The sequence below is a fragment of the Gemella cuniculi DSM 15828 genome (assembly GCF_000425665.1).
In the GTDB taxonomy this organism is placed as follows: Bacteria; Bacillota; Bacilli; order Staphylococcales; family Gemellaceae; genus Gemella; species Gemella cuniculi.
Map to the genome: position 1 here is coordinate 1 of NZ_AUDW01000024.1, position 24,117 is coordinate 24,117.

A 24,117-nucleotide genomic window follows, 5' to 3' on the forward strand; every position below is an offset into this window, starting at 1 on the left:
TACTTCCTAATAAAGCTTTAAAGTCCTTTACCTCTGATAGAGGAAAAGAATTTTCTTGCTATAAAGATGTAGAAAAGATGGGAATAGATTTTTACTTTGCAGATCCATATTCTTCTTGGCAACGAGGTTCTAATGAGAATAGTAATGGTCTTTTTAGGGACCCTAAAAAGACTAATTTGAGTAATATTAATTTGACTGAACTAATTGAAAATTTAGTCCAATTGAATAATAGACCAAGAAAATGTCTAAATTTTTCAACACCATTCGAAGCATTATTACACGAGATTAATTTATTGAGTTAGGTGTTGCACTTTTATTTGCAATTCACCATAAATAAAAATATTATAAATTAATGTATATAAAAGAAAAATATCAAAAATTGTTAAAAAATATATTTTTTGTTTTAGATTTAACTTTACAAATTAACCTTTAAATGATAATATAAATTTAAGTTAACACATTAAATTTTAATAAATTATTTATACACTATTTTAGAATGGAGGAAGCATTTTGAAAAAATATGAAAAAATTATTGGTGATATTATCTTAAAGATTCAAACTGGAATTTTTAAAGAAGGCGAACAACTCTATACAGAAAAAGAAATAAAGGAAATATATAATGTTAGCAGTACAACTGCTGTTAGAGTTTTAAACGAATTAGAAATTGCTGGGTATATTTTTAGGGTTCAAGGTAAAGGGAGTTTTGTTAACAAAACATTAGTTAACAAAAAAGTTTACGTCACCGAAAATAATAATTTCCATAAACATTTTAAAGAATCTGTATCTGAACACTCTGAAGTTATCGGAGTTGAAATCATTCAAAATAGAGAACTTTGTGAAAAACTAAAATTAAAAAATCAAAAATTGCTTAAAATTATACGCATCAAATATATTGGCAATGAAATATGGGCACATCAAACAAACTATATACCTATAAAATATCTACCAGATATTAATATTTCCGATATTGATAGCTTTAAAGAATTGGCGACTATGATTAGAAAAAAATATCGCATAGATATTCACCAAGAAAAATCTAAAAAAACTATGAAGGTTATAGTTGATGTTCCTGAAGAAATTTCTAAATATATCGCTAAAAATGGAGAGCCTTGTTTTGAATTTGATAGATACACTTACTTTTCAGATGGAAAAATCTTTGAATATGTCAAAATATACATAAACTACAAATATTATAGCTTAACAATTAAAGATTAGCCATGTAGATTGGCGATACTCAGGAGTAAAAGGACGAATCCATTATCCTAACATGCCAAAGCAGCCTATAAAGCAGGAGCATTTAGTGTTGTTGGCGGTGCTATTACGCGTCCAAGAGAAATCGCATCTAGATTTATAAATGAAGTTAAGAATCTACAATTATGTAAAAAGACTATGATTTTTTCTTAATTTTTATTTCATTAGAATATTTAATTTAAGGCAATTAAGATTTTTTCTTAGTTGCTTTTGTAAATAATACTCCTTTAACTATCTTTCAATGTTTTATTATATCAATCAAAAATAGTTAAAGTTATTTAATTTCAAAAAACTATATATTTAAAAATTGTTAATCAACCTACAAAAAAAGTTAGCACTACAACAAAATATTGATAAAAATCGCTTTCTATATATTTTTTTGATTTTAGTTGTATTTAAGTTTGTTACATGATAAAATTAATTTACACGTTAAGTGTATATTTTTTTAATCGTTTTAATTGATACTAATTATCTGTATCACATTATTTTTATATTAAACTTTAGTTTTTAAAATAAAATTTCTCCCCTTTTTATTTTAAATTACTTAAGAAGAATAAAACATTATACACTAATATTATATATCTTTAATTATAAAAAAATTATTTGAGGTGAAATTAATGAAAAAAAGTAATTTATTTTCTTTGATTTTTGTGAGTGCTATAGCAACTGGTACCCCTTATGCTGTTTTAAATCATAATGTTGCTTATGCTGGTGAAGAAGTATCATCTACTTCTGATACAACCATGAAAAATGAGAATTCTAACAGTGAGAATCCAAAAAATAGCATAGAATCAAAAGAAGAACAAGAAAATGAAAACTCTGTAACTAATCCTACAGAACTTTCTAATCCAAATGCTAGTATTAATAATATCCTAAAAGATGCTGTTAATACTGCTAGTAATTTGGATGTTAAAAACCTAAAAGATGGTGAATATAGCCTTCCTATTTCAGTGAAAAACTTCTACACTGGCGCTGATTCTATGGCAAACGGAGCAGTAGAGAAAAGTGCTAAACTTATAGTCAAAAACGGAAAATATTCTGTCCAATTAACTTTTAAACCATTAGAACAAAAAATGGGAAGCAATACTTTTAAAGGCTATCTAGGCGATCTAAAATATTATGACGGAGACAAAACTGGTAATAACATTCAGGATAGCGACTTTAAAGATACTAAAATTGTAGAAAGTTATTCAACTTCAGAAAAAGACGATTACTTCGATACATATAAGAAAAAATATCCAAATAGAACTGCATATCCTAAGGTTTTAGAATATGATATTGATAAAAATAAAATAGATAACAACACTCTTAACAGCCATGTACAAGTTTTTGTTCCTGTGATGGACTTATTTAATGCCGGAACTCAAAAAGCTACTGTTGTTTATGATTTCAAAAATATAAAAACAGTTAAACTTGATGAAGCTGCTAAAACACAAAGTAGTAAGTTTGTTGAACTTAAGGTTAAAGATGATACTATCACAACTCCAAAAGTAAGAAAAAATGTCGATACTATAGGTAAAATTGTTAAAGAAGGAGACAAAGAATACTTACTTCTTACTTACTACAGTAAAGTGGGAGAAGATAAGAATAACGATGGTATTCAAAATATTAAGTACAGCTATGATGAAAAAGATACATCTAAACTTACACCAGAAACAAAAGTTGTGGAAACTATCGTAGCCAAAGGTGATGACAATAAAGTTTATGAAATTTCTGAAGCAAAAATTCCTATTACTGGAAAAAATCAAGTTGTTATTCATGGAGATTTCCAATATCCAGCAGGCCTTAAAGGACAATATGGAACTATAACTTGGAATGAAAAAACTAACCTTGTAAAAGAAAAAACTAACGTTGATGCACCAAAATTAGTAGCTATTAAACCAGTATTAAAAGGAGTAACTATTAAAAAAGATGGCGAAGCAAAAAGAGAGCTTGATTTCTCTAAAGATGGAATTAACTACTCTCCGTACAACGGAATTAATGGAGATAAGTTCAAACTAGCTGATAACTATTTCTTTAATATCGAAGCAGCATTCGAAAGAACTAATCTTGTAAATACAAAAACTCGTCACATCAAATATACACTTGATGGTAGTGAACCTACTTTTGATTCTAAAGAAGCTAGTGTAAGATTCGCTAATGCTGACCCACACAAACCTGAATTTTACTACAGCTTAAGCATAAATCCTTATGATGAAAGTTCTAAGGTTCCTACCAGTGGTGGAAATCTTACACTTAAGGTAAAAAGTTTTAATGCTGATGGTAGTGAAAGTAGTGAAACGAAAACTTATACTCTACCTTTTGATAAAGAATCACTTGACAGCGTAAATTCTAAAGCTAGTGTTGGTGGAACAGAGTATGATACTACGCTTTCTTCTAACAAAAAATTCTTGCTTGATAATGATGTTGATGTCAAAGTTTCTAATATATCTGAAAAAATATTAAATCAAACATTGGATAATAAAGTTCACGAACTTGGTTTAGCAGATGCTAAGGCATTTAAACTTGATATTACAAAGAAAGATGGCTCTAAATTTACACCTATTGATAAAGCAGGTTGGAATATTGACAGCAATCCTATCTTTAAATTAAAATTATCTAAATTCGCAGCAGATAACGATACTCATACTTATATCTATGAAAATGGTAATTTACGTCTAATTCCATCAAGTAAACTAAAAGATGGCTATGAATTTAATGTTAATAGCGATGAAGCATACTTTGTTATAGCGAAAAAAGATACTAAAACCCTAAGTGCTGAAAAAATAAACGAACTTAAAGAAAAAGTAGAAGAAGTTAAAAAAGCTATTGCCTCAACTACCAATATTTCTACTGCAAAATCAAACTTGGAAACTGAATTAACAAAAATAGAAAAAACTCTAAAAAGAAAAACCATTCCACTTAATACTGTGCTACTGCATTTAGAAACTTTGGATAGTAATCTTAAAACTCTAAAATCAGACAAAACTGCTGATCTTGCATATCTACAAAAAAATGCAGCTGCATTGACTAAAATAGTAGATTCTAAAATACTTAGCGATTTATTAACAACGAATAAACTAGCTAAACTTCAAGAATTAAAAAATAAAGTTAACAGTTCTTTAAATACTGCAGCAGACCTTGCCAAAAACTTAAAAGATTTACAAAATGAACTTAACAACCTTGAGTACAAATATCCTACTCAAGATGTAGATTTCACAATAAAAAAATTCTATCGTCCAAATGAAACATCAATGGCTAACAATGTTTTTGAAAATAAAGGAAAACTGATCTTCACACCTGACAAAACATATTTAGACATCGATTTGAAAACTATGATTTTTGGAACAATGCATGCTCATCTACTAGAATTAGATGTTTTCAAAGACAAAATTGATGGAGAAAAACTTCCATACCACGTTGTAAACAAATACGATGATTTAAGCTCATTAACTGGTGAGATTGGAAACTTTGACAAAAAATTATTAGTAGAATTAGAAAAAAATGTTAAAAATAGTTACGATATTCGTGTACCTAACGACGGAATGGGAACTTCTCGACCAGAAGCAAAATTAGTAATTTCTACTGCAATCAATCGTCCTGAAGTGCCTAGTGACAACGAAAAAGCCGAAAAAGAGCGTCTTGAAAAAGAAAAAGCTGAGCAGGCTAATCGTGAAAAGGCCGAAAAAGAACGTCTTGAAAAAGAAAAAGCTGAGCAAGCTAATCGTGAAAAAGCCGAAAAAGAACGTCTTGAAAAAGAAAAAGCTGGACAGGCTAATCATAAAAAAGAGATTAAAAAACCAGAAACTACTACTCAAGATAAAAAATCCACTAAAGCTACAAATGAGAATCAATCCGATGAAAATATCTCTAAAAAATCATCTTCTACTAAAATATTAGCGAAAACTGGATTGAATACTTCTACAAGTTTTGGTGTTGGAATATTAGGGATATTCTCAGCTTTACTTTTAAATAAAAAACAAAAAAGCAAAAAATAAAAATTAAACAAATATTATTTAAAAGATAAAATATAACAAAAAAAGATAACTTTCTATTGAAATGAACCCCATTTAGTATACCATAATAAAAAAGAACACTATGGCTAATCTAAATGGGGTTCACTTCAGTTTTTACATCTTTTTTGTTAACGATTTTAGTTAATGCAAAATCAAAGCCTCTGAAATAAATTAAAAATCAGAAGCCAAGATTATTTTTCTTACTTGCTCCTGATTTATTAAATATTTCTATTGTCTTTTTTCCCAAGCTCGACCATCTACATAACTAGTCTTTTGATAATTAGGCTTAACCGGTTTTTTCGGCATAACTATCGCAAATAAAATATATATTAGTATTGGGCTACCAAATGAAAATATACTTGCCAACAACCAAAGTACTCTTATCAAACTAACACTAACCCCAAATCTTTCACTAAGCCCGCTGCACACACCTGCTATCATAGCTCCATTCATCACTCTGTAAATCTGTTTATTTTCCAAAAAATTAAGAAATTTATCCCACATTTTATTCAACATATTCACCATAATAAACTCCTCCAATCTAGTATGAATCATTATATACTCTTGACTTAAAACATAGTTAATACGTATGTTTTTTTCCTCTTATCCTACTTAGGATTTTCATATTATTCTGCTTCTTTATTATATTTATCGGTATTATTCTTCATTAACTTCCACCTTGATTTTTTGGCTTTTCTTTGTCTTATCTGTTAATTTTCCACCCATAATCATCCTTACATGTTCCAGTCCATTACTTGACGGATATTTACTTAGCACTGTTTTGATTATTTCTTCTTCATATTAACTACAATTCTTATATCTATTCCTCCCATTGGGTTTCTTTTACTATACCTATAATCTATCCCCTGTTTCTTTATACCTCGCCTTAGATAATCTTTCATCGCTTTTTTATTTTACCACTTAGATTAATTTCTATCAACTTTCCTCCTATTTTTCTCATAAAAAATAGGCTATTACCTTGCGGTAATACCTTAGCTTGTTTCTCTCTGCATATCCTTGTTTTCTTATATTTGTTCTCCGTTCCCACTTCGGTTATTGTTGAAATCGACTGTATAACCTATCAAATCATTATTTTGAGTTTTTGCATTTTTGCCAATATTATAACTATTATATTCAGACTCTGCTATTTCTTTATGTACTTTGTCTGTCATTTCATTCATTTTTTCTTTTCCTCACTTAATTTACCTTTAGGTGGTGTTAATTTTGACATTTTTGGTGATGTTATCATTACTCCATGCTCCAAAACACCTCTTGAAGGATATTTATTTAATGTAGTTTCCACATCTAATTCTTCATCATCATTTATTACAACTCTCACTATTACTCCACCCATAGGATTTTTTTTAGTGTAGCTGTCATCTATTTTATAACTCTTTATTTTCCCTTCTGGTGTCAACGCTTTTTCATCTAACACCTTTAACATTTTTTCTATTGCTGCTTTCCCTTCTTCACTTTTTACTATTGTTTCTACTTGTTTATTATCCATATATATCTTTCCTCCTATTAACAATCCTACTACTATTGCACTTCCTAGTATTCCTAATATTATCTTCTTTAGCACCTTTTCACATCTCCTTTAAGTAAACTTTTTTATTTCCTTTTATATTATTTTATACTATCATTTTTATTTTATCAACTCTTATCTTCATTTATCTCTTCCTCAAATAGCTTATTTTTCCTATCTGTTGCGTATCTTTTTTCTGCGTTTGTGTGTATATTATTTTATTCTGACTGTCTTGTATATTTTGTACCAAAATTTTTATAAATTTGATTTATAAACTTCTCATTATTTTCAGCTACTTGATCAGTAATTTTTTATTTCTTCAAAATTCTTTCGCTTATCTTTAGTATCTCAGATAATTCTAGAATACGTCAGTTTGATTAGAATTTTATTAAATTATCACTTCAACATTTTTCAAAATCTATTTTTAAGATTTCTTCCCTAACTTAATTGTTACTAAAAATCTTATAAAGTATATCAAACCTACCATTTTAACATAACATTCTTTGTAAATTTACTATAAATATGTTATTATCTAAAAAAAGAAAAAGGAGATTATTATGGTGCGTATTCTTATAGCTGAAGATGATTCAAGCATTTTATTACTTATTAAAGCAAACCTCGAAAACAAATATACTATCTTTACTGCTAACAACGGACTAGAGGCTCTTGAAATTATTGAAAACGGAAAAATTGATATGCTGATTACCGATATTATGATGCCTATTATGGATGGGGTAGCATTAGTAAAAGAAGTCCGTTCTTTTAATAGTAAGATTCCTATTATCATGTTAACTGCAAAAGCTGCTATTTCTGATAAAAAAGACGGATTTAATGTAGGTGCTGATGATTATCTTACAAAACCTGTTGACTTCGAAGAATTAGATTTAAGAATTTCCGCTCTTATGCGTCGTGCTAATATCGCTGTTAATAAAAATATTACAATAGGAAAAACTACTATTGATGAATCTAGTTATACGATAATTTCTGGTAACAAAAAATTAGAACTACCTAAAAAAGAGTTTGAACTTCTTTTTAAACTTCTATCATATCCTAATCAAATATTTACACAACAACAATTATTAGACGATATTTGGGGGCTAGACTCATACTCAAGTGAAGATACTGTAAAAACTCATATTAGCCGTATTCGAAAAGCATGTAACGAATTTGAGGATTTTAAAATAACAACCGTTCGTGGGCTTGGTTATAAAGGAGAATTTAATGATTAAATTTTTAAAAAAATTTTATTCTTGGCATCAAAATAAATATTTTCTTTGGTGGCTACTAGTTAAATTTATAATGCTTTTTGTTTTTGTATATTTGTTTTATTATGCCGTTTATTTCGCAATGTTAAAAATGAATGTTGTTGATTGGGAAACTTTTTCTAGCCTTGTTTGGGTATTACTTCCCTACACACAAATATTATTAATTGGCGTTTTATGGATGAGTTCTTCTATTGAAAAATACATCACCCGCCTTACCGATTCTATCAGCAAGGTTGCTCATGGTGATTTTAATACCCGAATTTCTCTTGATAAATCTGGACCTTTTAAAAAAGTTTATGAAGATTTTAACCTTATGGTAGATGAACTAGAGCACGTTCAAAGTCTACGAGATGATTTTACCAATCAATTTTCTCACGAATTTAAAACACCAATTACATCTATTCAAGGATTCGCAAAACTTTTAAAAAATCCTGAACTATCAGAAGAAAAACGCCAACTTTATGCACAAACAATCGAAAAAGAAGCAACACGACTTGCGAATCTTTCTAGCAATGTTATGACTTTAACCTCTTTAGAAAGGCAAGAAATTATTAGCAATAAACATGACTTTGATTTAACAGAACATATTAGACAGGCTGTGATTTTAGCATATCCTAATGCGATTAAAAAAAATATTCAAATAGACTTAAAATTAGTTGAAAATTATACTTATTATGGTAATCCAGATTTACTTACACACGTTTGGAATAATCTAATTAACAATGCTATAAAATTTACTCCAAAAAACGGTAATATCTGGATAAAATCTTGGATAAGTGATAATAGTTTTAAAGTTAGTTTTATTAATGATGGCCCTTTGATTCCCGAAGAAAAACTTTCTTATCTTTTTGAAAAGTTTTATCAAGAAGATACTTCTGGTTCGAAAGAAGGATTAGGTCTTGGTCTTGCTATTACAAAGCGTGTTCTTGATCTCTCAGGAGGTAGTATTTCTGTTAGTAGTTCTATTAAAAATTTAACACAATTTACAGTAACATTAAAAATTTAATATTATAGCACCAAGTTGGCTAATAAAAAAAGAAGGAAGCTCTCTTATTTCATGAATTTCCTTCTTAAATTTTTTTATTTTTAATACTACTTTATTATTAAAAATAAGTTTATTTATTCACATATCTCCCCCATTCAAAAAGTTCTCCCATCATTCCTATTAATTCTTTTCCTAAGTCTATTAAATGATAACTTACGGTTTATAAAATATTGTCTTTTCGTTAATTTCCAAAACATGTTCTCAAATTATTATTGAAATTTTTCACGTCATAAAAATCCAAGGAGGATTTTCTTTAAAATAAAATTATGATTTAATAAATTTCCTACTTGGATGTTTATATTATTTTTTTGTGTTTTCGTGTTTATTACGAGTTTGGGATATACTTTCAACATTAACGCTTGTCTGCTCTGTTATTTGATTCCCCGCTATTTGATTATTTGTTGGCTGTGTGTAAATGTAACTCTCTAGTCCTAATGTCATTACAAGACTAGCTAATATGAATGTTTTCTTTGCATTTTCCATAAAATCCCTCCTACATAATGAATAATAATGGTAAGATTAAAATAATCAAGGTCAGTATTGCAAGGGTGATATTTTGATTATTTAATATTCTTCGTTCCTCATCTTTTTGATTCATAAAATTATCCTTTTATTACTTTCTTACTGATGTTCTTCCTAAAAGTTTTCCCTCTATATAATCAAATACTACTTCTGGTAACGCTGTTTGTTTTAACGCTCCTACTCCTGCTGTTATCAGTAATGGTGCAAAAAATATTGCTCCTACTGTCGCCACTGTTGCCTTGTCTACCCATTTTGAATTTCCTATTGTTACGCTTAGTATTTCATCTTCTTGTTTTAATTCTACTGTTACTGATGTTTCCATTCCCAAGTATTTTTTCCATGCCGAGTCATCTTTTAACGCTTGAATTACTATTCTGTTACTTTCTTCAAATTTTTGTACCTGTAGTTGTTGATCGTAGTCTAAGTAATTTGTTACTTCCTCTCCTAGTACTTTTATATTGAAGTCTTCTGTTGTTATGTATGTTCTAATTTCTGCCATTATTTTTTTCCTTCTTTCTATATTTCTTGTTTTTGGTGTTTTTTCCTCTTCTTTATGTTTTTATTATATTATCATTTTGTAAACTCTTCGTTAACTCTTTGTAAACTTTTGGTAAAGTCTTACTTATTATTTTTCTTCTTTTTGAACTTTTTCGTAACATTATATTTTTTTATATCTTTTACTCCTGCAATATAGTATAATGTATTAGATATAATTGATAACTAATATCAACCAAAAGGTTGTAGGTTGCCTTTTAATGAAGTAAAAGAAAAGTTGAACTTTGAAATTGAAATATTTTCTACTTTTCGGTTTTGTATATACAAATTTATTGATGAAAATTTTTCTGAGGATTTATTTAAAATACATTTTTAAAAGAATATATTTTTACAAAACTTTTTACTTCTTTTAACCTAAATATATTTTTTAAGGAGATACTATGAAGATTGACAGTAGAGCCCTTGCTCTCTTTAATATTAAAAAAGAAGTTTATCTAGTTGCACTATGTAAATTACTTGCCTTTTGGTGTTCTTTGTTTTTTGTTTATAATTTTGTAGACTTACTATTCTATCTATTAAAACAAAACTACAATGATAATTTCATACTTAGCTTTACATTAAGAACAGTCATAAGTTTTGTAGTTTACTATTTAGCGACTACTGGCGATAATTATTTTAGCCACAAAATTTCAAAAAAAGTTAGAAATACCCTTCGCCATGAGATTTATAATAAGGTGGAAAAACTTTCTCTTAACTATACGCAAAGTGTAAATACTGGCGGACTTTTAGTTATGAATTCTACTTCAATAGTAAATATTGAATTTTATTTCAACAAATTTGTTCCACAGATGTTTGCAACATTGCTTATAGTTTTAAGTTCATTTATAATTTATGGAAAAATCCACATTTTGCTGTTTATAGCAATGTTAATACTTTATCCATTAATTCCTATTTCTATTATAGTTATTATTAGAAAATCTAAAAAGGCTAATAAGAAAAACTTTAGCGACTTCCTTAATCTTTCTGAGATTTTCTATGACAGATTGTCTGGATTTACCACTGCCAAAATTTATGGAAAAGAAGATAGTGTAGCAAGTGATGTTGATACTCGCAGTGCTAAGTACAGAAAATCTACTATGGCACTTCTTCGTCATCAACTTAATTCTATAAATGTTATGGATGCTATTACGTATATCTCTATCTTTGTCCTAGCAATAATTGCAATTTTTGTTGTAAAAGATAGTAAGTACATTATTTTTGTTATTGTGGCAAGTCTTGAGTGCTTTAAACCACTTCGAGCTTTGGGAGGTTTATTCCATATTTCTATGAAAGGAAATGTTGAATTAGACAATATTTATAAACTACTTGATTATCCTGAACAACAAAAAGATAGTGAAATAAAACTAGAAACTGGAAAAAATATTGTATTTTCTAATGTAAGTTTCGCTTATAATGATAAACCGACATTAGAAAATATTAATATGATATTCAAACCAAGTACTAAAACTGCACTCGTTGGAGAAAGTGGAAGTGGAAAGTCTACAATTATAAAACTACTTCTTGGACTTCATTCTAATTATTCAGGAAGTATTAAATATGACAATACTGATATAGATATAATAACTACAGCAGAAATGTCAAAAGTTGTCACTCTCATAACTAATGATAGCTATTTAGTTCAAGCAACAATACGAGAACATTTAACTGTTAACAAAAATATTAATGAAGAAGATATGTGGCAAGCGTTAGAAAAAGTTAACTTAAAAGATTTTGTACTTGAAAACGGTGGTCTAGATTATAAACTTTCAGCAGGTGCTGCTAACTTATCAGGTGGACAAAAACAACGACTATTAGCTGCAAAAGCAATTCTAAAAGATAGTTATATATATATTCTTGATGAAGCAGTTTCTAATATAGACGACTACAGTAAAAAAATTGTTCTTAAGGCTTTTGACACAATAAAAGAAAATAAAATAATAATTACAATTTCTCACGATTTAGAAACTATTACTAACTCAGATAATATTTATGTTATTAAAGACAAAAAAATAATTGAAGAAGGTACTCATAAAGAGCTAATTACCAAACCTTCATTATACAAAAAATTATTCAGTGAACAACAAGAATTAAAATCAAAATTTTTAACTAAGGAGGTAGAGTAATGACATCTTTAAAAGAACTAAAACAACTTTTAAATATCGCAAAAGATTTTAAAAAACCTTTACTACGTGCAACATTGTTCGGAAGTTTAGGTCATCTTACTTTAGTAGTATTTACCTACTTCCTTTCTCTATTCTTTATAACAAAAATCACAACAATTGCAGCAATGTTATTTATTGCAATCTTTGCTTTAGCAATTTTTAAAGGATTATTTAGTTATACAGAGCAACTTCTTAATCACTATGTTGCATTTAAAGTACTACATACGCTACGAGTAAAAGTTTTAGAAAAATTTAAAAAAATCTCAATAGATAGTTTCACGCAAAACACATCGGGTGATTATATGACTATGATTACTACCGATATTGAATTGTTAGAAGTATTTTATGCACATACAATAACTCCGTTTCTTATCTATATTATTCAAAGTTTAGTAGTAACAATTTTCCTAATGTTCTTCAATATCAAACTTGCTATTTTAGCACTAGTAATTTATGTTATTATCGGACTTGTTTATCCTCTTGCATTCAGAAATAAAGGTCAGCAAGTAGGAGAAGACTACCGAAGAAAACTGACAAAAGTAAATAATAATTCTTCTGAAGAAGCATATGGAATTTTTGAAACTCTACAGTATAATAAAATAAACGAAGCAAAAGAAAATATAAAATCTGAAACCGAAGAACTTACAACAAGTTCTTACATAAAAAACAAATTTTTAATAGATTTAAATACCTTAAACATAATCACTTATAATTTTGGAGTGCTTGCATTTATTTATCTTGCAACAAAATTAGATAATCAAAATATTGCAATCTCTCTAGTAGCGATGTTTATAGTTTCATTTATCCCTATCCTTTATATGGGAAATCTTGCTTCAACGCTAAGTCAAACAATGGCAAGTGGTAAGAGATTTTTAGAACTTATGAATATGCCAGAAGAAGCAGAAAACAGAGGACAGCAAGTCGAATTTAACGAACTAAAAATAGAAAATCTTACCTACAGCTATTCTAATAAAAAAGTAATCGAAAATCTTAACTTCAATGCTAAAAAAGGAGAGATAATTGGAATAAGCGGTCCAAGTGGTTGCGGAAAATCAACAATAGCAAAACTTATTATGAAATTTATTTCTGATAAAAATATGCAAGGTTCAATTACTATTGACGGTGTTAATATTAGAGACATTGACAATAGATACTTTAGAGAAAATAGTTCAATTATCCTACAAGATAGTTATTTATTTAATACATCAATAAAAAATAATATCAACTTTTTTGATAAAGACATTGATAAAAACAAACTAGAAGAAGCATTAAAAAATACCAACTTAACAAATTTCATTTCAACCTTACCAAGAAAAACAAATGAAATAGTAGGTGAAAGAAGTTCTAATATAAGCTCTGGGCAAAAACAACGACTTTCTGTTGCAAGATCATTCTATAATGAAAGTAAACTTTTAATCTTAGATGAAGCAACAGCAAATATAGATATTTTCAGTGAAATCGAAGTATTAAAAGCCTTAGAAGAAAGTAAAGCCGATAAAATTACACTAATAATTTCTCATAATAAATCAACTTTATCAATTTGTGATAGGGTAATAAAATTAGGAGAGTAAAAAAGAACAAGTTGCTAATTATATGCAACTTGTTCTTTTTACTAAAATTAAAGATAATCCACAAAAATTTTTCTACTTACTAAGAATAAACTCTTTTTCTAATTTTTCATAACAAACATAGTCTAGAAAAAATCCTTTTTAGTTATTTTCTTTAAAACTAAATTCAAATTTCAACTAGAAAAAAAATTAAATAAAAATATTTAGATTGACCTTCTTTTAAATTATTTTCTAAATATTTCCATCCAAAACTTTTATTGAATCCACAATTTCTTTTTATTTTAAAGTATTTTTATTTTATCTCTTTTATATTGTATTACTAATAATTTCTTAATATTTTTATGTATGCGTTTACTATTTTATAGTAATTAACTAATATTATTAATAATTTTTCATATTTCGTTCGTTTAAAATAATTGACACACTATTTTCTATGCATTATATTATTAATATATCAATAATAATTAGGGAGGAATCATCATGAATAAAAAATTATTATTTAGAACTTTTTTTGTATTAAGTACTGCAAGTATTTTGCTGACTTCACAAGTTTTAGCTAATGATGCATCTCAACATTCTAGAGAGTCCGTCATTAAAAAAGATATTACTTCTTCTAATGACCTTAACAATTATCTGACTAGTCTTTCTTATAATAGTTATAATGTTTTGACACGTCAAGGTGAGAGCATTTCTAATATGTATAACAAAAGCGCCTCTAACAAAAATGGAGAGTTTGTTGTTATTGAAAAAATTAAACGTACATTAGCTCAAAAAACTTCTGATATTAGTATAAATGCAAATAATAGTAATGTTATTTTCCCTGGAGCATTATTTAAAGCAGATAATTATCTTCTTGAGAATAACCCTACTTTAATCTCTTTAAAACGTTCACCACTTACACTGAGTGTTGATCTTCCAGGTATGAATGGGGGAGATGGCAGTTTAGTCGTTAACAACCCTACTCAAAGTGCAATAAGAGATGGCATTAATACTTTAGTTGATAAGTGGTTTTCTAAATACGGTTCTTATTCTAATATCCCTGCAAAAATTCAGTACGATGAAACTACTGCCTACAGTATGAGTCAATTAAAAGCTAAATTCGGTGCTGATTTTGAAAAAGTTGGTGCACCACTTAATATTGACTTTTCTGCTGTTCACAAAGGAGAAAAACAGGTTCAAGTTGTCAATTTTAAACAGGTATATTTCAACGCTAGTGTAGATGCACCTAATAATCCAGCTGACTTTCTAGGAAAAGATGTATCTCCTACCGACTTAATCAATCGTGGAATTAATTCTCAAACACCTCCTGTCTATGTTTCTAATGTTGCTTATGGTAGAAGTATGTATGTAAAATTCGAAACCACAAGTAAAAGCTCTGAGGTGAAAGCTGCAGTCAATGCAGTTATTAAAGGAGTTGATATTAAACCTGGCAGTGAGTACAGCAATATTCTAAAAAACACTTCAGTTACTGCTGTTATTTTGGGAGGTAATGCTAATGGTGCTGCAAGAGTTGTTACAGGTACTATTGATGATTTTAAAAAACTTATAAAAGAGGGCAGTACTTTTAATAAAGAAAATCCTGGTGTTCCTATTTCTTATACAACAAACTTCTTAAAAGATAATCAAATAGCTACTATTCAAAATAATACGGACTATATTGAGACAAAAGTAACTTCTTATAAAAATGGTTATCTAACTTTGAATCACCGTGGTGGTTATGTTGCTAGATATTATATCACTTGGGACGAAGTTAGTTACGATTCTAAAGGTAATGAAATTTTAACTCCTAAAACTTGGATAGATAACGGCTATGGTCGTACAGCCGGTTTTTCTACAACACTCGAACTCAAAGGTAATGTCCGTAACTTAAGAGTTAGAATACAAGAGTGTACCGGACTTGCTTGGGAATGGTGGAGAACCATTTATGATAAATCTGGTCTACCTTTAGTTCGAAACAGAACCATTACTCATTGGGGAACTACCCTATATCCAGCATTATCCGAAGATGTTAAAAATAATTAAATATAATATAGAAGATAATTGATTAAGGAGCAAAATTTATAACTTAAGAAAAATATATTTTTACTTAATACAATCTATTTTATAAAAAAACCTACTTTATATTTATAAGTAGGTTTTTCTATTTCCAAAATTTATTATTACATTAATCTAGCAGACTTTTATAAATTTGTTTTTTTATTACATCCAAATCCTTTTTCTCATTTTGATAATGCTCATCTTCTAGGATAATGAACCTTTGAGCAAAGTATATTAATATCGGGCCTATTATTGTTCTGATAATTTCAGGTGGAGTTAAGTTTTTGTTCATATTCGGTGTTTTGCTTTTTAACTGTTCAAAAAACTCCTCCATTTTATTTTTAGAAATTTCATCTTTTATCTCAAAAAGCAATCTTTCTTTTAAATCTTTATTAATCATTACCTCTGAATATAAAATTTTTATTATATCCTGATTTTCTTTAAGAAATTCAAATCTATCTTCCACTACAAAATTAACAAGTTCTTCTAAATTTTTCTTTAAGAAAAGTTTAGCTGTATATCTTGAAAGAATAGTAGCTATTATAGGAGAAATTATCACAGTCAAAAGTTCATTTTTTGTTTTAAAATATTTAAATACAGTTGCCTGACTAACCCCTGCTTCTTCTGCGATTTGTACTGTTGATGTTCCATTATAACCATATTTTGCAAATAATTTTATCGCAGCATTTAAAGTTTTCTTTTTTCCTGCTGGCATATTGGTATCTCTTGCTAATTCTGAATATATTTTTAAAATATTATCTGTCATTATTTACCTCTAATTTATACTTTTCGATAACGCTTAAGACCTAAGATATTTAAGGCTACTAAAATTACAAAAAATATTAGTAATGTTAATATATCATTGGTAATATTTCCTAAATTTTTCCCTTCTAAAATAATTTTACTAAGAGCATCTCCAGAATAAGAAAGTGGTAATATCTTACTTATATGCTCTGCCCACACTCCCATAGTCTTTAGTGGTACTATACCTGAAAAGAATAGTTGTGGCATTATTATTAAAGGAATAAACTGCATCATTTGAAATTCTGATTTTGCTAACGTAGATAGCAACATTCCAAATGCTAAAGCTACTAATGCTAGCACCATATTTACTATTATAACATAAAAGATATTACCTGCAACTTCTACCTTTAATAAATAAATTGCAGATAGTGCTACTACTATCGTTTGGATAATTGCAATTACACCGTAAGATAGGGTATACCCGAAAACTATTTCACTTCTTTTTACCGGTGTAGCCAAAAGGCGCTCTAAAGTGCCACTTGTTCTTTCTTTTAATAATGCCATTCCTGAAATAAGAAATACAAAGAAAAATGCTATAAATCCTATTAATATTGGAACCAATTTAGTAAAAAATGTTGTATCTTCATTTCCATATTGATAACTCTCTTTTACCTCTACATTACTACTTTGAATTTTTTCTAAAATTTGAGGATTTTTTATGCTTTCTGCCAAACTTTTTATATTAGATGAAATAATTGAACTTTTTAACACTTGTCTGGCTTTCAAAGTTTTTGTTGAATCAATATTAGAGTAGTTGACCTCATATTTATCTTCCTTAAAAATTATTAAAGTATCTACTTGGTTATCTTTTAAATTTTTTTCAGCATCTTCTAAGGAAGAATACTCAACAATATTCACATCATCTACTTCTTTCATTGCAGCAACTACATTCATAGGAACATTTACTGTTGCTACATTTATATTTGTTGTTGTGCTAGCAGAAAACATTATGTTCATAAGCCACATTATAAATATTGGAGCTAAAAACATCATAGCCAGTGTTCTTTTGTCTCTAAATAACTCTTTAAATACTTTTTTCGCTATCATAAATGCTCTCATTTTTTCTATCCCCCAATCTTAAAAACACTTCTTCAAGCGTAGAAGTATTATTTTTTTCTTTTAATTTTTTCGGATTATCAAAAGCTATTATTTTCCCATCAAGTAATAGACCAACTTTATCTGTAAGTTCTGCCTCATCCATAACATGTGTAGTCATCAATATTCCAACTCCGCTGTCTCGAATTAAAAATAGTTCTTTCCATATTTTCTTCCTAAGTGCTGGATCTATCCCCACAGTTGGTTCATCTAATATTAGCAGTTCAGGTTTTCCTAATAATGCTATTGCTAAAGATAATCTTCTTTTCATACCTCCTGAATAAGCAGAAACGTATTTTCCTAAATGTTGCGTAAGGTCAACTACCTCTGCAATATACTTTATTTCTAGCTTTAATTTCTCTTTAGATAATCCTTTCATTCTGCCAAAAAATTCTAAATTTTCATATCCTGTCAACATTTCATACAATGCATCACTTTGTGCCATATAACCAATTTTTGACAAAATTTCTCTATTAGGCATATTTTTCTCCAAAATAAATGCCTCACCTTCATCCACCTTTTCCATTCCTAGTATACTTTTTATTAGAGTTGTCTTTCCAGAACCAGATGGTCCTATTAAACATACCATTTCTCTTTTTTTTAAAACAAAATCTATTTTATTTAAAACACACTGCTTGCCATAAGATTTTTTCACAGCTCTTATATTTATTAATTCATCCATCTTTTATCCTCCTGAAAACCAATCCACTTTCAGTGATTACTCACTCACCAATTATTCAAAAAAATATTTTTCTTAGTTTCTGTTAAACTAACTTACAAAAATCTAATTCAGGTCATATCTTTATCTGATAATTGCCTATAAATTATAAAATAATAATAAATTCGATGAGTGAGTGATTACTCACTTAGAATTATACCCATTTTTTCTTTTTCTGTCAAGAAAAGTTTTGCTTAATTGATAACACGAATACTAAAATAAATAATATTAAAATAGTAAATTTTTCACATAAAATAAAACGCTTATGCAATTATTTTTATAACTTATCACATAATAACTAGATCACCTATTATTTTACCTTTTTCTATTCCAAATGCTAGTATAAATTTTTAGATATAAAATAAAAAAATCTAGACTGAATTTTTTCAATCTAGATTTTTTATTTTATTCTTTTATTATTTTGTAGTACATTCTTGAAGTTATTAAATATACTATTAGATAAAAAATTGTGAATATTCCTATTGTAGCAAACATCGCTATTAAAAATATATTATTGTCTGTTGCTAAAAACAATTTTAATATTTTTTCAATAAATGGATAAGCAACTGCTGTATGTATTGTTGCTATTATTAATGGTGAGAAAAATATTAACAACACCTGAGATCTTATGGATTGTTTTATTTGTTTATTTGTTAAACCAACCTTTCTCATAATCTCAAATTTCCCTTTATCTTCATAACCTTCTGAGATTTGTTTGTAATACATTATTACTACCTGCGATACTACAAAGATCATACTTATAAAAATCCCGATAAATAAGAACGAAGCAAAAAACGCTCTAAATTCTACTTTATTTTCTGATTTTCCTTCTATTTCTACTGCTTTATTTTTTTCTAAATTTCTAAAATTTTCTATCACTTTTTTCTCTTTTGTTTTATCACTTATATTAAAAGCAACATAGTTGTTAATAGATCTTTCTTCTTCGTTACGTAATATTTCGTTGACTTTTGATGATAGTTTTTTTACTTCAGTATTATCTTTCACTATTAAATAATATGTATCCATAATGTTTGCCATAGCTGACCCTATCTCTCCTGGATATTTTGATAATTTCTCTTTTATATTGTATTTTATTCCCTGAATAATTAAGTCATTATAATTGTATACACCTTTTTTATCAACATACAACAGAGCTTCCGACGAGTCCAAAGTTTTTTTCTCTTTTGCTATTTTGTTATAATCTTCCAAATTTACAACAATCATTGTTTTTACTTTATCAGCACTGCTTAAACCAACATTATCATTTGTTATCTCAAATTTGTTATCCGCTACCTTACCGATTATGCCTAATTGATTATATGCAATTTCATCTTTTATTTCTACTCCGGCTTCTTTTGTTGCTTGTTTTACCTTTTCTTTTATTTCTTCTAATTTTTCTATATTAGAAAAATGCCCTGTTATTGCTATATCTCTAGGGTAACGTGCTTCATATGAGGCTTCACTTCCCACATATAATGCACTTGTAGTCCCCATTGTTACCAAGACCATCGTAGACAATATACAAATATTAGCAAGTCCTACCGAATTACGTTTCATTCTATACAATAATCCTGATATACTTATAAAATTTTTTGGTTTATAGTAAAAATATTTATTATTTTTCATTATTTTTAAAACTGCTATACTAACTGCCATAAATAGTAGGTAAGTCCCCAACATCACTGCTATCACTGCAAAGAAAAATAATGATATTGCTTTTACTGGGTTTTCAACAGTTTGCGCTGTATAATATCCATAACCGATTAGTGATAATCCAATAATCGCTAAAATCCATCTCGCTTTTGGTTCTCTTTCTCCTTTGTTTTCCTCTTTAAGAAGTGCCACTATTTTTAAACGAGATACTTTTATTATCGTATATATTAGTAGTAGAAAATAAATACCACCAAATACTAATATCGTTAAAATAATAGCTACCCTCGTAACATTAAAACCAAAACTAATTCCAGCTTCAAACAATTTTAATAAAGAAAGTAACAGTAGTTTATCAAATAACATACCTAGCACAAGGCCTAAAACTATAGTCAATGCTGCTATAAAAATTGTTTCTAAAACCAAAATTCTTGCAATCTGTTTTTTTGTCATCCCTAAAACTGAATACAATCCAAATTCTCTGACTCTTCGTTTAATTAAAAAACTATATGTGTAAAATAAGAATATTGCAGAAAATATCGCTATCACAACAACTCCAAAGCCTAAAACTTGCTTAATTGCTGAAATACCACTAGGTAAAGTATCCAAATTTTTACCTAAAGCGAGCGAACTCAGTATGTAAAAAGATATTATCGTAAACATCGCCGATAGTACGTAGGAGAGAACAAATTTTTTATTTTTAACCAAGTTATTTAAGGCAAATTTGCTATAAAAGAAGTTCATTTTACTCACCTGCCTGCATCAATGTTAATGTATCATTAATTTTTTGAAACATTTCCGAATTAGTAGCATTCCCTTTTCTAAGTTCATGGAAAACCACACCATCTTTTATAAATAAAACTCGCTTAGCTCGTGCAGCAGTTTTTACTGAATGAGTTACCATTATAATTGTTTGTCCTACTTCGTTTAATCTATCAAAAACTTCCAAAAGTTGATCTGTTGATTTCGAATCTAGTGCACCCGTTGGCTCATCAGCAAGTATTAATGCTGGATTAGTAATTATCGCTCTTGCCACAGCTACTCTTTGTTTTTGCCCACCGGATATTTCATACGGATATTTATTAATAAGTTTATCTATCCCTAATGGTTTAGTTACTTTTTCTAATCTTTTTTCCATATCGCGATAGTTTTTATTAGCTAATACTAACGGTAAAAGTATATTATCCTTTATTGAAAAATTATCTAATAAATTAAAATCTTGAAAAACAAATCCTAAATTATCGCGACGAAAATCCGCCAAATCTCTGTCTTTTAATTTACTAAGATTTGCTCCGTTTAATAATACACTTCCTGATGTTGCTTTATCAAATGTCGCAATTATATTTAATAAAGTCGTTTTCCCACTTCCACTTTCTCCCATTATTGCTACATATTCTGTATTGTCAACCGCAAAATTCACATTTTTTAACGCTTCTGTACTCTGTGTACTTAATCTCGTTGTATAAACCTTTCTCAAATTATTTACTTCTAATAACATAATATTCCTCCTTTATTTATCAGTATTCATTATATTCGTCTAAAGCTCGAACTTTTTTTTAATTAAATAAGTATATTTACCAAATTTTTTCTAAAATAACATCTCTTGCTATATTTATATTTTATCTCACTTTTTCTACTCTTTCTATCGAATTACCTTACAAAAAAACATCTAACCTTACACTTTTGTAAGATTAGATTAATTTATTAATAACTCTCAAAAATATTTCTATGATACCTTATTAAAAAAGGGGAGGCTTGGTAAAATTGATCAGCAGTGAACATTAAGAAAATATCATCGCCAATATGTGATTTTGTACTTTTAGTTTGACAATAGTTACTATCAAATTAATTTACTCATAAGTTCATATTCATTTTGCCAATCTTTCGCTAAGCTCTCTTGGAATATCTGTGTATACGCTATTCGTTGCTTTTTTTCTTTGGTTTATCACCTTTGAGAAAACTAACGACCACCACAGATCTAATTTTTTGATTTACGCTCTTTTGCTACTCTCTAAATTTATCTTCTTTCGGAAAAATTATTTCTACTTGTGTTCCATATCCTACTTCTGAAGAAATCTTTATTTTATGCCCAAGATTATCCAAGGTTTTTTTGCAAAGATACAAACCTAACCCACTTGATTTTTTCTCGTATCTTCCATTGAAACCTGTAAAACCTTTTTCAAAAATTCTCGGAAGATCTTCTTTTGTTATTCCTATCCCCGTATCTTCTATAATAAGTCTATTTTCATATAATTTTATACTAATTTCTCCCTGATTTTTAGTATATTTTATTGCATTACTTAATATTTGCTCCATTGCAAAAGCTAACCATTTTTTATCACTAACTACATACGTTTCATGTGGAACAAAGTTTAATTTTATTTTTTTATTTATAAAAAGTGTGGCATATTTTTTCAAAACTTCTTTTACTATATTAGCTAATTTAACTTTCGTTATAAGATAGTCTGTTGTTCTGCTATCTAATCGAAGATAAGTTAAAACCATTTCTACATATCGTTCTATTTTAAAAAGTTCTTGTTTCAAATGTTTTTCATCTATTGCATCATTGTCTAATAAAAAATTCATCGCCGCAATTGGTGTTTTTATTTGATGAACCCACATACTATAATAATCAACTAAATCTTCATGTTTTATTTTATTATTACTATTTAAATTTTCTATTTCATCATATAATTTTGCTATAATTTTATTATAATAACTTACTCTTATATCCCAACTTTTTGGCAAATTTTCTAAATTATAAAAAAGATTATTTCCCAAAAACTTAAGCGAACGATAACTTTCCCTATACTTACCATAGTCAATCACACTAGCAACTATAGCTATAAGAAAACAAAAACTCCCTGCATAATACAATGCTTCAAAGGGAAGGTTATACAAATAAAATATCAAGTAAAATATCATAACAAACGCAAAAAATAATGTATATATTTTAAAATTTTTCTTTAAATAACTTACAAAAATTTCCATCAAATTATATATCCTTTTCCTTTTTTCGTAGTTATAAAATCTTCTACTCCAATACTTTTTAACTTTGTTCGCAAGCGATTGATATTAACGGATAGCGTATTTTCATCTATAAAATTATCACTTTGCCAAAGTGCATTTATTATCTCATCACGAGTTACTATTTTCTCTCTATTTTCCAATAATACCGTTAGTATCTTACTTTCATTTTTGGTAAGAGTCGTCACATTGTCACTAAACTTAATCTCATCTTTATTCATATCAAAGATAACTTCTCTGTACACAACTAAATTACTTCCACTGTTAAAGTTGTACACTCTTCTTAATAATGCTTCAACTTTTGCTTTAAGAACAATTAGCTTGAATGGTTTTTCAATAAAATCATCCGCACCTATATTCATTGCCATAACTATATTCATATCATTATTAGCAGATGATATAAATATAATAGGTACCTTAGAAACTTTTCTTATCTCTTCACAAAAATAATATCCATCATAATAAGGTAAATTTATATCCATAAGCACTAAATCAGGAGATTGTTCTACAAACTCTTTAACAACATTTTGAAAATTTTGAACCTCATATGTGAGATAATGCCATTTTTTTAAATATTCTGCAACACTATTTGAAATAATTTCATCATCCTCTACAATCATAATCTTGTACATATCTATCCACCTCACTTGTTAAAATTATATCATAAAATAAAAAAATATGGGAGTAGTGCGAAAAATATAAATTATAGTGTACAGTATGTAAAAGTAAAGGCTGCGTTGTAGAATTATAAGCATGGAATATGCAAAATAATCTGTACGAGGAAACTTTGCAAAGTTATCAAAATGAATATGAACTTAGTAAGTATATTCATTAGGTGACAACTACTGCCTAATCACACGAAAGTGTATAAATCAAAGATTATTACAACTATTTATCTAATTACCTAATATTAAGATTT

Annotated in this window: 21 protein-coding genes; 8 read left to right on the forward strand and 13 right to left on the reverse strand. The window is 28.0% G+C overall.

From position 1 onward, the window contains the following. From H612_RS09030 to H612_RS0103205, 3 genes are all read left to right on the forward strand, one after another. A partial coding sequence (locus tag H612_RS09030; protein ID WP_035500262.1) for an IS30 family transposase occupies positions 1-302 on the forward strand: 302 nt, incomplete at its 5' end. A 208-nt stretch (positions 303-510) separates the two neighbouring features. Then, on the forward strand, positions 511-1,215 hold the full coding sequence (locus H612_RS0103200; RefSeq protein ID WP_027130147.1) for a GntR family transcriptional regulator: 705 nt from the start codon (positions 511-513) through the stop codon (positions 1,213-1,215). A 653-nt stretch (positions 1,216-1,868) separates the two neighbouring features. Next, positions 1,869-5,228, forward strand: coding sequence for an NEAT domain-containing protein (locus H612_RS0103205; RefSeq protein ID WP_027130148.1), 3,360 nt, complete (start codon positions 1,869-1,871; stop codon positions 5,226-5,228). A gap of 246 nt (positions 5,229-5,474) precedes the next feature. Here H612_RS0103205 and H612_RS09035 read toward each other — a convergent pair whose 3' ends face one another. The 4 genes from H612_RS09035 to H612_RS0103220 form a co-directional block, all read right to left on the reverse strand. Then, on the reverse strand, positions 5,475-5,771 hold the full coding sequence (locus H612_RS09035) for a PspC domain-containing protein (protein WP_051210117.1): 297 nt from the start codon (positions 5,769-5,771) through the stop codon (positions 5,475-5,477). Between the two features lie 260 nt (positions 5,772-6,031). Further along, complete coding sequence (locus H612_RS10230) at positions 6,032-6,148, reverse strand: DUF1310 domain-containing protein (RefSeq protein WP_245570440.1); 117 nt, start codon at positions 6,146-6,148, stop codon at positions 6,032-6,034. Positions 6,149-6,271: 123 nt separating this feature from the next. Further along, positions 6,272-6,427 carry a hypothetical protein gene (locus tag H612_RS09875; protein ID WP_169515554.1) on the reverse strand — a complete coding sequence of 52 codons (156 nt, stop codon included), beginning with the start codon at positions 6,425-6,427 and terminating at the stop codon, positions 6,272-6,274. Continuing rightward, complete coding sequence (locus tag H612_RS0103220) at positions 6,424-6,828, reverse strand: DUF1310 family protein (protein ID WP_027130149.1); 405 nt, start codon at positions 6,826-6,828, stop codon at positions 6,424-6,426. The genes H612_RS09875 and H612_RS0103220 overlap by 4 nt, the downstream gene beginning before the upstream one ends. A gap of 500 nt (positions 6,829-7,328) precedes the next feature. Here H612_RS0103220 and H612_RS0103225 point away from each other — a divergent pair, with 500 nt between their 5' ends. Together H612_RS0103225 and H612_RS09040 are read left to right on the forward strand one after the other, a co-directional pair. Beyond that, positions 7,329-8,000, forward strand: coding sequence for a response regulator transcription factor (locus H612_RS0103225; RefSeq protein ID WP_027130150.1), 672 nt, complete (start codon positions 7,329-7,331; stop codon positions 7,998-8,000). After that, positions 7,993-9,042, forward strand: a complete 1,050-nt coding sequence (locus H612_RS09040) for a sensor histidine kinase (RefSeq protein WP_051210119.1) — start codon at positions 7,993-7,995, stop codon at positions 9,040-9,042. Before H612_RS0103225 ends, H612_RS09040 begins: the two co-directional genes overlap by 8 nt. A 339-nt stretch (positions 9,043-9,381) precedes the next feature. On the opposite strand, the gene H612_RS0103235 is transcribed toward H612_RS09040, so the two are convergent. Then, on the reverse strand, positions 9,382-9,564 hold the full coding sequence (locus tag H612_RS0103235) for a hypothetical protein (RefSeq protein WP_027130151.1): 183 nt from the start codon (positions 9,562-9,564) through the stop codon (positions 9,382-9,384). Between the two features lie 130 nt (positions 9,565-9,694). Beyond that, the gene (locus H612_RS0103240; protein WP_027130152.1) at positions 9,695-10,102 is read right to left on the reverse strand and encodes a hypothetical protein; all 408 of its coding nucleotides are present in this window, start codon (positions 10,100-10,102) and stop codon (positions 9,695-9,697) included. A 436-nt stretch (positions 10,103-10,538) separates the two neighbouring features. Between H612_RS0103240 and H612_RS0103245 the strand changes: the two genes are divergently transcribed. The 3 genes from H612_RS0103245 (at position 10,539) to H612_RS0103255 (ending at position 15,889) form a co-directional block, all read left to right on the forward strand. Then, entirely contained in the window at positions 10,539-12,260 is a 1,722-nt protein-coding gene (locus tag H612_RS0103245; RefSeq protein WP_027130153.1) for an ABC transporter ATP-binding protein/permease, read from the forward strand. Then, complete coding sequence (locus tag H612_RS0103250) at positions 12,260-13,870, forward strand: ABC transporter ATP-binding protein (RefSeq protein WP_027130154.1); 1,611 nt, start codon at positions 12,260-12,262, stop codon at positions 13,868-13,870. Before H612_RS0103245 ends, H612_RS0103250 begins: the two co-directional genes overlap by 1 nt. A 477-nt stretch (positions 13,871-14,347) precedes the next feature. Next, positions 14,348-15,889, forward strand: a complete 1,542-nt coding sequence (locus H612_RS0103255) for a thiol-activated cytolysin family protein (RefSeq protein ID WP_027130155.1) — start codon at positions 14,348-14,350, stop codon at positions 15,887-15,889. Between the two features lie 142 nt (positions 15,890-16,031). Here the strand turns inward: H612_RS0103255 and H612_RS0103260 are convergent, their stop codons facing one another. The 7 genes from H612_RS0103260 to H612_RS0103290 form a co-directional block, all read right to left on the reverse strand. Further along, positions 16,032-16,670 carry a TetR/AcrR family transcriptional regulator gene (locus tag H612_RS0103260; RefSeq protein ID WP_051210121.1) on the reverse strand — a complete coding sequence of 213 codons (639 nt, stop codon included), beginning with the start codon at positions 16,668-16,670 and terminating at the stop codon, positions 16,032-16,034. 14 nt (positions 16,671-16,684) lie between these two features. Beyond that, positions 16,685-17,767: an ABC transporter permease gene (locus H612_RS0103265; protein ID WP_027130157.1), complete on the reverse strand. Its 1,083-nt coding sequence runs from the start codon at positions 17,765-17,767 to the stop codon at positions 16,685-16,687. Further along, positions 17,733-18,485 (reverse strand): ABC transporter ATP-binding protein, encoded by a 753-nt coding sequence (locus tag H612_RS09045; RefSeq protein ID WP_051210124.1) that lies wholly within the window; start codon positions 18,483-18,485, stop codon positions 17,733-17,735. The genes H612_RS0103265 and H612_RS09045 overlap by 35 nt, the downstream gene beginning before the upstream one ends. 441 nt (positions 18,486-18,926) lie before the next feature. Continuing rightward, a complete protein-coding gene (locus H612_RS0103275) occupies positions 18,927-20,834 on the reverse strand; it encodes an ABC transporter permease (protein ID WP_245570441.1) in 1,908 nt (635 codons plus the stop codon). An 82-nt stretch (positions 20,835-20,916) separates the two neighbouring features. After that, complete coding sequence (locus H612_RS0103280) at positions 20,917-21,669, reverse strand: ABC transporter ATP-binding protein (RefSeq protein WP_035500264.1); 753 nt, start codon at positions 21,667-21,669, stop codon at positions 20,917-20,919. A 506-nt stretch (positions 21,670-22,175) separates the two neighbouring features. Next, on the reverse strand, positions 22,176-23,162 hold the full coding sequence (locus H612_RS0103285) for a sensor histidine kinase (RefSeq protein WP_027130160.1): 987 nt from the start codon (positions 23,160-23,162) through the stop codon (positions 22,176-22,178). Beyond that, positions 23,162-23,830: a response regulator transcription factor gene (locus H612_RS0103290; protein ID WP_027130161.1), complete on the reverse strand. Its 669-nt coding sequence runs from the start codon at positions 23,828-23,830 to the stop codon at positions 23,162-23,164. The genes H612_RS0103285 and H612_RS0103290 overlap by 1 nt, the downstream gene beginning before the upstream one ends. Positions 23,831-24,117 lie beyond the last annotated feature (287 nt).

Bases quoted from the DNA above. Each gene is read 5' to 3' on its own strand.
- H612_RS0103205 (WP_027130148.1), top strand. From the start codon at position 1,869: ATGAAAAAAAGTAATTTATTTTCTTTGATTTTTGTGAGTGCTATAGCA.
- H612_RS09035 (WP_051210117.1), bottom strand. From the start codon at position 5,771: ATGGTGAATATGTTGAATAAAATGTGGGATAAATTTCTTAATTTTTTG.
- H612_RS10230 (WP_245570440.1), bottom strand. From the start codon at position 6,148: ATGAAAGATTATCTAAGGCGAGGTATAAAGAAACAGGGGATAGATTAT.
- H612_RS09875 (WP_169515554.1), bottom strand. From the start codon at position 6,427: ATGAATGAAATGACAGACAAAGTACATAAAGAAATAGCAGAGTCTGAA.
- H612_RS0103225 (WP_027130150.1), top strand. From the start codon at position 7,329: ATGGTGCGTATTCTTATAGCTGAAGATGATTCAAGCATTTTATTACTT.
- H612_RS09040 (WP_051210119.1), top strand. From the start codon at position 7,993: ATGATTAAATTTTTAAAAAAATTTTATTCTTGGCATCAAAATAAATAT.
- H612_RS0103235 (WP_027130151.1), bottom strand. From the start codon at position 9,564: ATGGAAAATGCAAAGAAAACATTCATATTAGCTAGTCTTGTAATGACA.
- H612_RS0103240 (WP_027130152.1), bottom strand. From the start codon at position 10,102: ATGGCAGAAATTAGAACATACATAACAACAGAAGACTTCAATATAAAA.
- H612_RS0103245 (WP_027130153.1), top strand. From the start codon at position 10,539: ATGAAGATTGACAGTAGAGCCCTTGCTCTCTTTAATATTAAAAAAGAA.
- H612_RS0103250 (WP_027130154.1), top strand. From the start codon at position 12,260: ATGACATCTTTAAAAGAACTAAAACAACTTTTAAATATCGCAAAAGAT.
- H612_RS0103255 (WP_027130155.1), top strand. From the start codon at position 14,348: ATGAATAAAAAATTATTATTTAGAACTTTTTTTGTATTAAGTACTGCA.
- H612_RS0103260 (WP_051210121.1), bottom strand. From the start codon at position 16,670: ATGACAGATAATATTTTAAAAATATATTCAGAATTAGCAAGAGATACC.
- H612_RS0103265 (WP_027130157.1), bottom strand. From the start codon at position 17,767: ATGAGAGCATTTATGATAGCGAAAAAAGTATTTAAAGAGTTATTTAGA.
- H612_RS09045 (WP_051210124.1), bottom strand. From the start codon at position 18,485: ATGGATGAATTAATAAATATAAGAGCTGTGAAAAAATCTTATGGCAAG.
- H612_RS0103275 (WP_245570441.1), bottom strand. From the start codon at position 20,834: ATGTTTACGATAATATCTTTTTACATACTGAGTTCGCTCGCTTTAGGT.
- H612_RS0103280 (WP_035500264.1), bottom strand. From the start codon at position 21,669: ATGTTATTAGAAGTAAATAATTTGAGAAAGGTTTATACAACGAGATTA.
- H612_RS0103285 (WP_027130160.1), bottom strand. From the start codon at position 23,162: ATGGAAATTTTTGTAAGTTATTTAAAGAAAAATTTTAAAATATATACA.
- H612_RS0103290 (WP_027130161.1), bottom strand. From the start codon at position 23,830: ATGTACAAGATTATGATTGTAGAGGATGATGAAATTATTTCAAATAGT.